Source organism: Pseudomonas sp. 05L36, assembly GCF_056398125.1.
This window is the reverse complement of sequence record NZ_JBFTOU010000029.1, coordinates 12,970-25,154: the sequence shown is the minus strand read 5'-3', so window position 1 is coordinate 25,154 and position 12,185 is coordinate 12,970. Positions and strand designations below refer to the sequence as shown.

Genomic DNA, 12,185 nt, shown 5'->3' with positions numbered 1-12,185 from the left:
TAATCAAACGGGGCGATCTGATCGCCCCGTTTTTTTTCAAGATCAAAAGATCGTCCGAAGGCTCGGGCCGCGTTCGGACGATCTTTTGCTATTAATGACTCGTCAGGCGATACACCCGCTCCTCCAGCCGCGTAACACCCGCCTCCAGGAATTTCCCGCCTTCACTCAACACATCCTGATCTTCCAAAATCTTCAGCGTCCACGAGTCCCCGAACAACCGCCGCACCTCATCATCGAGTACAGCAAATGGCGGGCCGGGCATTTGCGCCTGGTCATAGTCCAAGGTAATCACCAGGCCATGGGACTCCTTCGGCAGTATCCGCTTCAAATGGGCGGCATAGCGCTCTCGCATTTCCGCCGGCAGCGCGATCAACGCCGCGCGATCGTAAAGCGCGGAGCAATCGGCAACATCGCCTGCCGTCAGCTCGAAGAAATCGCCGCACCACAGTTCAATGGAACCTGCCCGATAGACCTTGAAAGGCCCCTGCTCGCTGACGGCCGGATCAAAGCCATGCTCGCTGAAAAACTCCTCGACGGCTTTTTCCGACAGTTCGACCCCCAAGACCTCATGGCCTTGATGGGCGAGCCATAGCAAATCCAGGCTTTTTCCACATAACGGCACCAACACGCGCGCGCCTTCTTCAAGGCTTAACGCTGGCCAGAACCGCTTCAGATGAGGGTTCACCTGCGGCAGGTGAAAGCCGATCTGGTTCGCCGCCCACTTTTTGTGCCAAAACTCCGGCTGCATAAATAACCCCGAAAATTCGATCAAAACACCCTAAAACTTATATTAGATTTAGATTAATGATCTGACTGAAGATGTTGCATCTTAACTCTCAGGAGCTCATTCATGTTCCCCAGCCTGTACATATCCCACGGCTCCCCCATGCTCGCCCTGGAACCCGGCGCCAGCGGGCCGGCACTCGCCCGCCTGGCCGCCGAGATACCGAAGCCAAAAGCCATCGTGATTGTTTCCGCACACTGGGAAAGCAATGAGCTGCTGGTCAGCGGCAATCCACAACCGCAAACCTGGCATGACTTCGGTGGCTTTCCCAAAGCCCTGTTCGAAGTGCAGTACCCAGCCCCAGGCGACCCACGACTCGCCGCAGAGGTTGCCGGGTTATTGAAAACCGCTGGCTTTCCAGCACGTATCGACAGCAATCGGCCTTTCGACCATGGCGTCTGGGTGCCTTTATCACTGATGTATCCGCAGGCAGACATCCCGATTGTCCAGATTTCGCTGCCCACCCGTGGCGGCCCCACCCTGCAGACCCGCGTTGGCCACGCGCTGGCCAGCCTGCGCGAGCAAGGCGTGCTGCTGATCGGCTCAGGCAGTATCACCCACAACCTGCGGGAACTGGACTGGCATGCCGGTCCCGAAAGCGTTGAGCCTTGGGCTCAGGCGTTTCGTGACTGGATGATCGAAAAACTCGCCGCGAACGACGAAGCCGCGCTGCACGACTATCGCGCGCAGGCACCGAATGCCGTGCGCAACCATCCCGGCGACGAACACTTGTTACCGCTGTACTTTGCCCGTGCCGCCGGTGGGCAGTTCAGCATTGCCCACCAAGGCTTCACCATGGGGGCATTGGGCATGGACATCTATCGCTTCGGCTAGCCAATAAGGCATAAAAAATCCCCGAGCCAGTCGGGGATTTTTTATGTTCGATCAATCAGCCCGAAAGCGGATCAATCTTCGCGGTAGCGACGCAGCTTCAATTGCTTACCGGCAACGCGAGTGTCCTTCAGCTTGGTCAGCAACTTCTCAAGACCATCTTCCGGCAGCTCGACGAGGCTGAAGCTATCACGCACCTGGATGCGACCGATGGCTTCACGCGCCAGACCACCTTCGTTGAGGATGGCGCCCAGCAGGTTTTTGGCAGCGATACCGTCACGCGCACCCAGCGCGGTACGGCAACGTGCACGGCCTTCGCCCAGTGGCATCGGAGCACGACGCTCGCGGTCACCACGCTCAGGACGATCACCGGAACGCTCTGGACGATCGCCACGCGGTGCATTGTTAGGCACCAGTGGACGTTCTTTCTCGATTGCAGCCAGGGTCAGCGCTTGAGCGTTGGTTGCCTTGCGCAGCAGGGCTGCGGCCAGGGCACGCGGGCTGCAACCGATGTCGGCAGTCAGGCGATCCAGCAGATCACCGTGAGTCGATTCGGCATCGGCCACCAGCGGCGACAGGCTGTTGGTCAGCTTCTTGATGCGCGCATCCAGAACAGCTTGAGCGTCTGGCAGGCGAACTTCAGCAACCTTTTGACCGGTTACGCGCTCGATCACTTGCAGCATGCGGCGCTCACGCGGAGTCACCAGCAGCAGTGCACGACCTTCGCGACCGGCACGGCCGGTACGGCCGATACGGTGAACGTAGGACTCTGGATCGTACGGCATGTCAACGTTGAATACGTGAGTGATGCGCGGAACGTCCAGGCCACGAGCGGCAACGTCGGTCGCCACAACGATGTCCAGACGGCCATCCTTGAGGGAGTCGATCACCCGCTCACGCTGGTTCTGGGCGATGTCACCGTTCAGCGCAGCGGCTTTGTAGCCTTTGGCTTCCAGGGCACTGGCCAGATCCAGGGTCGCTTGCTTGGTGCGCACGAACATGATCAGGGCGTCGAAATCTTCCACTTCCAGCAAGCTGAGAACGGCCGAAGTCTTCTGGTCAGCGTGAACCAACAGGTGAGCCTGCTCGATCGCGGTAACGGTCTGGGTCTTGGTCTGGATCTTCACGTGTTGCGGATCGCGCAGGTGGCGTTCAGCAATGGCTCGGATCGACTGCGGCAGGGTGGCCGAGAACAATACGGTCTGACGGGTGACAGGCAGGGCCTTGAAGATAACTTCCAGGTCGTCCATGAAGCCCAGCTTGAGCATTTCGTCGGCTTCGTCGAGAACCAGGTGGTTCACAGTCGCCAGTACTTTCTCGTCGCGACGCAGGTGGTCGCACAGACGGCCCGGTGTGGCGACAACGATCTGTGCGCCATTACGGATTGCTTTCAGCTGTGGGCCCATCGGCGCGCCGCCGTAGACAGCCACAACAGTTACGCCCGGCATTTGCTTGGCATAGGTTTCGAAAGCGGTTGCAACTTGTAGCGCCAACTCACGAGTTGGGGCCAGGATCAGGGCTTGCGGTTCGCGCTTTGCAGGATCGATGCGATGCAGGATCGGCAGGGCGAACGCAGCGGTTTTACCCGTACCGGTTTGCGCCTGACCAATCATGTCGTGACCGGCCATGATGATCGGGATCGATTGCTGCTGAATAGCCGAAGGCTCTTCGTAGCCAGTCGCGGTGACGGCTGCAAGAATATTCGGATTAAGATTAAAAGCGGCGAAGCCGCCGGTTTCCTGGGTCATGGGTCTGCCTCTAAGTGCATCCGCAAAGACCCATGCTCCAAAGCTGCGCGTGCCGTGTTGAGACTCAAGAGTCGCCCTGGCAGCTTTGTCGGCGGGGATTTGCGAAAACGAATGAATGAAAAGAATCGTCAAGGAAGAGTCCGCTGGGCGGACGTGCAGCCGAAGCTGGCTTCGGGGAATTGCGCTACCTAAACGCGGCCAGGTTAAAGGCCGGCGCGCACTATACCGGAATTCGCCAAAAAAGGGAGCTTTTTTTATCGAAAATCCACCGGATACACCGTTGTGTCACAGGCTTTGCGAATAATCGATCAGCCGTCTATTTTTCAAAGGCCCGGCCTTGCGGGTGATGGCGCTAAAACGGTTCACCCTTTGCCGTGCAGTCCGCCGGTCTGGCACGCCCTTCCCACCCCGAGGATCGCTCCATGAATCAGCCCTGCTCCAGTCGAGTCAGCCGCGAACGGCATGGTCATGTGTTCATGATCGGTCTGGATCGGGTGGCAAAGCGCAACGCCTTCGATCTCGATTTGCTCAACGCGTTGAGCCAGGCCTATGGCGAGTTCGAAGCCGACAGCGAGGCGCGTGTGGCGGTGGTGTTTGCTCATGGCGAGCACTTTACCGCCGGGCTCGACCTGGTCAATGCCAGCACCACGCTCGCAGACGGCTGGCAGGTTCCGCCCGGCGGCTGTGATCCATGGGGGGTGTTCGCAGGTCCCCGGGTCAGCAAACCGGTGATTGTCGCCGCCCAAGGCTATTGCCTGACCATCGGCATCGAATTGATGCTGGCCGCCGACATCAACCTGTGCGCCAGCAACACCCGATTCGCGCAGATGGAAGTGCAACGCGGGCTCTTCCCGTTCGGCGGCGCCACCCTGCGTCTGCATCAAGTCTCCGGCTGGGGAAATGCCATGCGCTGGTTATTGACCGGTGATGAATTCGACGCCCGTGATGCCTTGCACTTGGGTCTGGTGCAAGAAGTCATGGCCAGCGAGGATTTACTACCCCGGGCGATCGAGCTGGCCGAGCGGATCGCCCGCCAGGCACCCCTTGGGGTGCAGGCGACGCTGATGTCTGCTCGACAGGCCCGGTATGAAGGGGAAACCGCAGCGGCAAAGGCGTTGCCGCTGCTGGTCAAGAAGTTGATGGCCAGCGAGGACGTCAAGGAGGGTGTGCGGTCGATGGTGGAGCGGCGGCCTGGAGTGTTCAAAGGGCTTTAGCCTTGTAGCGCCAGTTGGAAAGCTATCGCGAGCAAGCTCGCTCCCACAGGGGATCGCAGTCAGATGTGGGAGCGAGTTTACTCGCGATGACGCCTTCACAGACAACTCATGTCGCCGGACGAATGCACTTGATCAATGAATCCAGCGAATACCCCAACCGTGGCGCCAGCGCTTCGGCGCGGGCGATCAGGCCGTCCATGTCCAGTTCCTGGTCCAGCTCCGACGGCACGATCAGTATCACGTTGCCCTCCTTCACCGGCAGCTCCCAGTAATGTCGGTGGTACAAACCACGCAACAACGCGGCGCCCAAGGGTTTGCCATCGTCGGTAGCCCATTGATTGATGACCAGCCAGCCCCCCGGATTCAATCGCTTCTGGCAGTTTTCCAGAAAGCTCCAGGCCAGATGCCCGACACCCGGACCGACATCGGTGTAAAGGTCGACGAAAATCAGATCGGCCGATTCGGCGGTGTCCAGCAGCTCCAGCGCATCGCCAACGCGGATGTACAGGCGCGGATCGTCATCCAGCCCCAGGTACTCGATGGCCAGGCGCGGTACATCCGGGCGCAGTTCGATGGCTTCGACATCTTCCAGCGGCAGGAACTTGAGGCAGGCCTGGGTCAGCGTCCCGGCGCCGAGGCCGAGAAACAGCGCACTTTCCGGTTGCTCGTGGCACAGCGCGCCGATCAGCATCGCCCGGGTATAGTCGTACTCGAGCCAGCTCGGATCGGCGGTGAACACGCAACTTTGCTCGATGGCATCACCGAACTCGAGAAAACGGTAATCGGCCACTTCCAGCACACGAATCACGCCGAACTCGTCCTGTACCTCGGCGAGCAGATGCTCGACGCGCTCCTCAGTCATTTCATCTCCTGATCGTCACCGGGGCCGGCAACGCAATAACACCGCGTATAGAGAGCGGCAAAGGCGAGATTGTCGGCGAAGCGACGGGAACAGGTCACGCACTAATTTGCTGATAACATGGAGGTCCGAGCGAAAACACTAGAGACCGTGATGAGCCAACCCTGGAGCCCTGACAGCTGGCGCGCCCTGCCGATCCAGCAACAACCCCAATACCCCGACGCCGCGCATTTGCAGCAGGTCGAGCAGACCCTGGCCAGCTATCCGCCGCTGGTATTTGCCGGTGAAGCCCGTGAGTTGCGCCGTCAGTTTGCCGAGGTGACCCAGGGCCGAGCGTTTCTATTACAGGGTGGCGACTGCGCCGAAAGCTTCGCCGAATTCTCCGCGGCGAAAATCCGCGACACCTTCAAGGTGTTGTTGCAGATGGCGATCGTGATGACGTTTGCCGCCGGCTGCCCGGTGGTCAAGGTCGGGCGCATGGCCGGGCAGTTCGCCAAGCCCCGCTCGGCCAACGACGAAACCATCGATGGCGTGACCCTGCCCGCCTACCGCGGCGACATCGTCAACGGTATCGGTTTCGACGAAAAAAACCGCGTACCGGACCCGGAACGCCTGCTGCAGTCCTACCACCAGTCCACCGCCACCCTGAACCTGTTGCGCGCGTTCGCCCAGGGCGGGTTTGCCGATCTGCATCAGGTGCACAAGTGGAACCTGGACTTCATTGCCAACTCGGCGCTGGCGGAAAAGTACAGCCACCTGGCCGACCGTATCGATGAAACCCTGGCGTTCATGCGCGCTTGTGGCATGGACACCTCGCCGCAGTTGCGCGAAACCAGTTTCTTCACGGCCCACGAAGCGCTACTGCTGAACTACGAAGAAGCTTTCGTGCGTCGTGACAGCCTGACCAACGATTACTACGACTGCTCGGCCCACATGCTGTGGATCGGCGACCGCACCCGCCAGCTCGACGGTGCCCACGTCGAATTCCTGCGCGGGGTGAACAACCCGATCGGGGTCAAGGTCGGCCCGAGCATGAACCCCGACGACCTGATTCGTTTGATCGACGTGCTCAACCCGCAGAACGATCCGGGTCGCCTGAACCTGATCGCGCGGATGGGCGCGAACAAGGTCGGCGATCACTTGCCGCAGCTGATCCGTGCCGTCCAGCGGGAAGGCAAGCAAGTGCTTTGGAGTTCCGACCCGATGCACGGCAATACGATCAAGGCCAGCAGCGGCTACAAGACCCGCGACTTCGCGCAGATCCTTGGCGAAGTGAAGCAGTTCTTCCAGGTACACGAAGCCGAAGGCAGTTATGCCGGTGGTATCCATATCGAAATGACCGGGCAGAACGTCACCGAATGCATCGGTGGTGCGCGGCCGATTACCGAGGATGGTTTGTCGGATCGCTACCACACCCATTGCGACCCGCGGATGAATGCCGATCAGTCGCTGGAACTGGCGTTTTTGATTGCTGAAACTCTGAAGCAAGTTCGGCGGTAGATTTTGACTGCCTGATATATCGCCTTCGCGGGCAAGCCCGCTCCTACAGGATTCGCGCCGTACACAAAATCAGTGATCGGCTCGATCACTGTAGGAGCGGGCTTGCCCGCGAAGGGGCCAGCTCAAGCACCGCCAATTTGTGTGAATGCCACCCGCAACCTTGCCGCACTCGCCCGTGGGCAATTCAACTGAACCTGCGCCAACCCCAGCCAATCCGCCATCTGCCGCAGATTGACCGCCAACGCCAGCATCCCCTCCTCATCCAGTCCCGCTTGCTCTTCATGTACGGCATGCACTGCCAAACGGCCCGCCGCCCGTTCGGCGCGCAGGTCTACCCGTGCGGCAATCCGCTCGTTGTGCAAAAACGGCAGGACGTAATAGCCGTACACCCGCTTGTCCTGCGGCGTGTAGATCTCCAATCGATAGCGGAAATCAAACAGCCGCTCGGTCCGGCTGCGCTCCCAGATCAGCGAATCGAACGGCGAGAGCAATGCACTGGCGACGACTTTGCGCGGCACTTTTGGCCCGGCCAGACAATAGGCCGGTTGCCGCCAGCCCTGGACTTCGCAGGTCTGCAATTCACCGGCCTCGACCAATTCGGCCAAACGTGGGCGGCTGTCCGCAGGGTTCAAGCGGAAATAGTCACGCAAGTCTTTCTCCGTACCGACTCCCAAGGCCGTTGCCGCATGCCGCAACAGGCCGCGCTGGGCATCGCCTTCACTCAGGACGGGGTGCGCAAGAACCGCCCGGGGAATCACCCGCTCCGGCAGATCGTAGAGCCTTTCGAATCCGCGCCGTCCGGCAACGGTCACTTCACCGGCCGCGAACAACCACTCCAGCGCATGCTTTTCCGCGCTCCAGTCCCACCACGGACCGGCTCGTTCCTGACGGGTCGACAGACTTCCGGCCCCCAGCGCGCCCTGCTCCTCGACCGAAGCCAGCACCCGGCGAATGGTGTCTTGCTGTTCACGGCCAAAGCGCGCCAATTGCTGATAAATGTCTTCGCCACGGGCTGCACGCTGCATGCGCCAACGCATCAATGGGTACATGGAAAGTGGCAATAACGAGGCTTCATGACCCCAATACTCGAACAACGTACGTCGCCTACCCTGACCCCAGGCAGCCTGGTCGAGTAAATCGGAAGAGTAGTTACCGAGGCGGGAAAACAGCGGAAGGTAGTGCGAACGCACCAATGCATTGACCGAATCGATCTGCAAAATGCCCAGCCGTTCGATCAGGCGATTGAGTGCAACAGCCTTGATCGCCGCTGGCGGCGACCGCCCGTTGAACCCTTGGGCGGCCAGCGCCAGACGCCGAGCCTGGTTGAGGGTAAAGGACAACGTTGCGCGCATGGGTGCCTCCTTGTCTGCTCGCAACCTACCTCACCGGTAAGGGGTTTGTGTAGCGTGGCACTCATCATTTATTGATCGGGTCATTTATGCATCGGGTCATTCCAGAACGGTTTGATCGACTCGTTCTCCACATCCGCACGGCTCATGCCGATGTCCTTGAGTGCTTCGTCGCTCAAGCTCGCCAGCAGTTCGCGCTCGCGATGCAGTTCGTACCAGCGGCCGACCTTGTGCAGCAGATCGGATATCACGTGAATCGAGTGTTTTTCTGCACCGTGGAACTCATGTTGACCTTTCATCTTGTTGCCCTCCGTTTGGATGGCTCCAGTCTCGCGCCGGGTCTAAGATCAATCCAACGAATGTTTCTGATGTCACATATCTCGGAGATTGATGGATGTCCGCCTACCCGAGTATCGATACCGAAGTGTTGCGCACCTTCGTCGCCATCGCCGACCAGGGCGGCTTTACCCGCGCCGGCGAAATCGTCAACCGCACCCAGTCAGCCGTCAGCATGCAGATGAAACGCCTGGAAGAAGATGTGCTGCAGCGTCAGTTGTTCCAGCGCGACGGGCGGCAGGTGCGGCTGACGGCTGAAGGCCAGGTGTTGCTGGGCTATGCGCGGCGGATCCTCAAGCTGCACAGCGAGGTCTTCAATACCTTGCGCGAACCCGACATGGTCGGCACGGTGCGCATCGGCACGCCGGACGATTATGTGATGCGATTCCTCCCGGGGATTCTGCGCCGGTTTGCCCAGTCCTACCCGCTGATTCAGATAGAAGTGCACTGCGAATCATCCAAGCAACTGCTGATGCGCCAGGACCTCGACCTGTCCATCGTCACCCGCGAGCCGGGCAGCGAAATCGGCCAGTTGTTGCGCAAGGAACGTTTTGTCTGGGCCGAAGCGCAATGCTACAGCGCTCATGAGCAGACGCCGCTGCCGCTGGCAATGTTCAACAGTGATTGCTTCTGCCGCCTGTGGGCCTGCAATGCCCTGGATGCCCAAGGGCGCGACTACCGGGTGGCGTACAACAGCGACAGCCTGTCGGCGATCATGGCAGTAGTCAGCGCCGGGCTGGCCGTCACGGCGCAGCTTGAAAGCCTGATCACCGCGGACATGCGCATCCTCGGTGCAGCCGAGGACCTGCCGTTGCTGCCCGAGGCCAGCATCATGCTCGTGCGCAACCTGCATAACCCGTCACCGATCACCGAGTGCCTGGCCGAGCACATCATCGAAGGCTTCAAACTTTGAAGGCGAGCATCACCGCACAGAACACCAGGAACCCGCAAAACAGCCCGCGCAGCAGCCGCTCCGGCAATGCGTGGGCAACCTTCACGCCCCAACTGATGCTCATCAGCCCGCCGACCGCCAGGGGTAAGCCGATCACCCAGCTGACCTGATGGTGCACGGCGTAAGTCACCAGCGTCACCCCGGTACTCGGCAAGGCCAGCGCCAACGACAACCCCTGCGCAACCACTTGGCTGGTGCCGAACAGACTGGTCAGCACCGGTGTCGCCACCACCGCGCCCCCCACGCCAAACAACCCGCCCATCGTGCCCGATGCAGCACCCAGTACGCCCAGCCAGGGCCATGAATAGTTCATCTGCGAAGCCGGCGGAGCGCTGGCGGCGAACATGCGAACGAGGTTGTACGCCGACAGCGCGATCAGAAACGCGACAAAGCCTATGCGCATGGTTTGCGCATCGATGCCTACCGCCCAGATCGATCCGAGCCAGGCGAAGCAGAACCCCATGATCGCAAGCGGTAGCGCGTGGCGCAGTTCGATCCGGTTGCGCTGATGATAGCGCCACAGCGCCAGCATCACGTTCGGCACCACCATCACCAGCGCTGTGCCTTGGGCTATCTGCTGATCGAGCCCGAACAGCACGCCCAGCAGCGGAATGGCGATCAGGCCGCCGCCGATGCCAAACAACCCGCCGAGCGTGCCCAACGCAGCGCCGAACACCAGATACATCAAAAACTCAATCACAGCATTTTCCCCGTTGCCGTCAGGCCTTTGATCCTACGCAGTTGCTTCTGGCGCGGAAACGCACAGCATCGCACAATGGCTGTGCCAAATTCGCACAAGCGCAAACCTGCCATGAACCCCAATCAACTGACCGACCAACTGGTCTTGTTCCTCGACGTGCTGGAAACCGGCAGTTTTTCCGCCGCCTCGCGCCGTCATCCGCTGACCCCTTCGGCCGTGGCACGGCGAATCGACAGCCTGGAAAGCGCGGTCGGCAGTCAGCTGTTCCTGCGCAGCACTCATGCAGTACGCGCCACCCCGGCGGGATTGGTCTTTGCCGAGCGCGCACGGCGGATCGTCGCCGAGTTGCGCCTGGCCCGGGCCGAAGCGGTGTCTCTGAGCAGCGCGCCGGAAGGTCTGATTCGCATCGATGCGCCGACAGCCTTTGGGCGCCGGCACCTGGCACCGGTGATCGCCGATTTCCTCTTGCTCTATCCCGGTCTCGATGTGCAACTGCACCTGATCGACAGCTTCGTCGACATGCAGGGCCTGAACCTCGGCAAGGTCGATCTGGTGCTGCGCGCCGGGCAATTGGCCGATACCCGGCTGGTAGCCACGCCACTGGCGAGCATGGTGCGTATCGCCTGCGCCAGCCCTGATTACTTGCAGCGTCGCGGCGTGCCAACCGAGCCCTCACAACTGACTGAACACGACGGACTCGACTGGGATGGCCTGGCCCCGCCCTTCGCCTGGCGTTTCGAGCGCGACGGGCAAATGCAGTTGCACCGGCCGGCGCGGGTGCGCATGAGTGCCAACAATGCCGAGGCGCTGGTCTGCGGCGCGCTGGCCGGACTGGGTATCGCGCACCTGCCAACCTGGCTGGTCAGCGAGTACCTGTTGCGGGGTGAGTTGCTGCCGCTGTTCTGCGACAGCGGCCTGCCGAAACCGGAAAGCACCGGCATCTACGCCTTGCGCCTGGAACAGCAACCCAACTCCCGCAGTCGCTTGTTGCTGGAGTACCTGAAAACCCGCTTCAGCCCGGTTCCACCCTGGGATCTGCTGCTGCAAACCCATTTGCAACAGCACTGATCAAATTTATCTGGCGCATTAAAGATTCGCCCGCTAGATTCCTAAGATCACAGATCAAGGCTTCGACATGACCACCGAGCGCAACCCCCCGGATAACTGCGACAACCTGTTGCTGGACAATCAGGCCTGCTTCGCCCTGCATTCTACTTCGCTGATGATGACCAAGGTCTACAAACCCTTGCTGCAAGCGCTGGGCCTGACCTACCCGCAATACCTGGCGATGATGGTGTTGTGGGAAAGGGACGGTTTGACCGTAGGTGAAATCAGCACGCGGTTGCTGACCGACCCTGGCTCGTTGACGCCGTTGCTCAAGCGCCTGGAAGGCGAAGGCTTGCTCAGCCGCACCCGCAGCCGCGAGGACGAGCGCGTGGTGATCGTCGAGCTCACCGAGCAGGGCCGAGCCTTGCGCGACAAAGCCCGGGATATTCCCCAGTGCATCCTCGGCGCCAGCGGGATGACACTGGAGCGCCTGCAAAACCTGCAAGCGGAGCTGCAAGAACTGCGTCGTCACCTGCAAGACAGCCTGTAATTTCCAATTCACCACAAATCCCTTGTGGGAGCGAGCTTGCTCGCGATGGCGGTGTGTCAGTCAACATCATTGCTGAATGTGAGACTGCAATCGCGAGCAAGCTCGCTCCCACATTTGTTTTGCGCGGGACCGAAAAATCGGGTTCGCCACCTCTTCTTGAAAAATTTCCCTCGATAGCTCTAGCTCAACACTTCCAACAAAAACGCCCTCGCTGACATTTCGCTTTTTCAAATCTGTTTGAAAATTTATATTGCGCGCTAAATATTTGCGCGATACATTCACCTCGCACTTAATTAGCGCGCAAACATTTAGCGC

General features: G+C 60.2%; 12 protein-coding genes. 6 read left to right on the top strand and 6 right to left on the bottom strand.

Features of this window, described 5'->3' with window-relative positions:
- Positions 1-91: 91 nt before the first annotated feature.
- Positions 92-748: a thiopurine S-methyltransferase gene (locus AC1DKH_RS25060; protein ID WP_477764702.1), complete on the bottom strand. Its 657-nt coding sequence runs from the start codon at positions 746-748 to the stop codon at positions 92-94.
- A 102-nt stretch (positions 749-850) separates the two neighbouring features.
- Between AC1DKH_RS25060 and AC1DKH_RS25055 the strand changes: the two genes are divergently transcribed.
- Positions 851-1,618, top strand: a complete 768-nt coding sequence (locus AC1DKH_RS25055) for a DODA-type extradiol aromatic ring-opening family dioxygenase (RefSeq protein WP_477799619.1) — start codon at positions 851-853, stop codon at positions 1,616-1,618.
- Positions 1,619-1,689: 71 nt separating this feature from the next.
- Here the strand turns inward: AC1DKH_RS25055 and AC1DKH_RS25050 are convergent, their stop codons facing one another.
- Positions 1,690-3,363 carry a DEAD/DEAH box helicase gene (locus AC1DKH_RS25050; RefSeq protein WP_150756007.1) on the bottom strand — a complete coding sequence of 558 codons (1,674 nt, stop codon included), beginning with the start codon at positions 3,361-3,363 and terminating at the stop codon, positions 1,690-1,692.
- A gap of 422 nt (positions 3,364-3,785) precedes the next feature.
- Here AC1DKH_RS25050 and AC1DKH_RS25045 point away from each other — a divergent pair, with 422 nt between their 5' ends.
- The gene (locus AC1DKH_RS25045) at positions 3,786-4,577 is read left to right on the top strand and encodes a crotonase/enoyl-CoA hydratase family protein (RefSeq protein WP_477799618.1); all 792 of its coding nucleotides are present in this window, start codon (positions 3,786-3,788) and stop codon (positions 4,575-4,577) included.
- A gap of 106 nt (positions 4,578-4,683) precedes the next feature.
- Here the strand turns inward: AC1DKH_RS25045 and AC1DKH_RS25040 are convergent, their stop codons facing one another.
- The gene (locus AC1DKH_RS25040) at positions 4,684-5,439 is read right to left on the bottom strand and encodes a spermidine synthase (protein ID WP_108229894.1); all 756 of its coding nucleotides are present in this window, start codon (positions 5,437-5,439) and stop codon (positions 4,684-4,686) included.
- A gap of 150 nt (positions 5,440-5,589) precedes the next feature.
- On the opposite strand from AC1DKH_RS25040, the gene AC1DKH_RS25035 reads away from it, so the two are divergent.
- Complete coding sequence (locus AC1DKH_RS25035; protein ID WP_477754038.1) at positions 5,590-6,936, top strand: class II 3-deoxy-7-phosphoheptulonate synthase; 1,347 nt, start codon at positions 5,590-5,592, stop codon at positions 6,934-6,936.
- 122 nt (positions 6,937-7,058) lie between these two features.
- On the opposite strand, the gene AC1DKH_RS25030 is transcribed toward AC1DKH_RS25035, so the two are convergent.
- On the bottom strand, positions 7,059-8,288 hold the full coding sequence (locus AC1DKH_RS25030) for a winged helix-turn-helix domain-containing protein (protein WP_477799617.1): 1,230 nt from the start codon (positions 8,286-8,288) through the stop codon (positions 7,059-7,061).
- An 80-nt stretch (positions 8,289-8,368) separates the two neighbouring features.
- Positions 8,369-8,584, bottom strand: a complete 216-nt coding sequence (locus AC1DKH_RS25025) for a DUF1127 domain-containing protein (protein ID WP_007983517.1) — start codon at positions 8,582-8,584, stop codon at positions 8,369-8,371.
- Positions 8,585-8,679: 95 nt separating this feature from the next.
- Between AC1DKH_RS25025 and AC1DKH_RS25020 the strand changes: the two genes are divergently transcribed.
- Entirely contained in the window at positions 8,680-9,534 is an 855-nt protein-coding gene (locus AC1DKH_RS25020) for a LysR substrate-binding domain-containing protein (protein WP_477754040.1), read from the top strand.
- Here the strand turns inward: AC1DKH_RS25020 and AC1DKH_RS25015 are convergent.
- A complete protein-coding gene (locus AC1DKH_RS25015; RefSeq protein WP_477799616.1) occupies positions 9,524-10,273 on the bottom strand; it encodes a sulfite exporter TauE/SafE family protein in 750 nt (249 codons plus the stop codon). The genes AC1DKH_RS25020 and AC1DKH_RS25015 overlap by 11 nt on opposite strands.
- A gap of 111 nt (positions 10,274-10,384) precedes the next feature.
- On the opposite strand from AC1DKH_RS25015, the gene AC1DKH_RS25010 reads away from it, so the two are divergent.
- Together AC1DKH_RS25010 and AC1DKH_RS25005 are read left to right on the top strand one after the other, a co-directional pair.
- A complete protein-coding gene (locus AC1DKH_RS25010; protein WP_477799615.1) occupies positions 10,385-11,341 on the top strand; it encodes a LysR family transcriptional regulator in 957 nt (318 codons plus the stop codon).
- Between the two features lie 67 nt (positions 11,342-11,408).
- Complete coding sequence (locus AC1DKH_RS25005) at positions 11,409-11,870, top strand: MarR family winged helix-turn-helix transcriptional regulator (RefSeq protein ID WP_477799614.1); 462 nt, start codon at positions 11,409-11,411, stop codon at positions 11,868-11,870.
- The last annotated feature ends 315 nt before the right edge of the window (positions 11,871-12,185 follow it).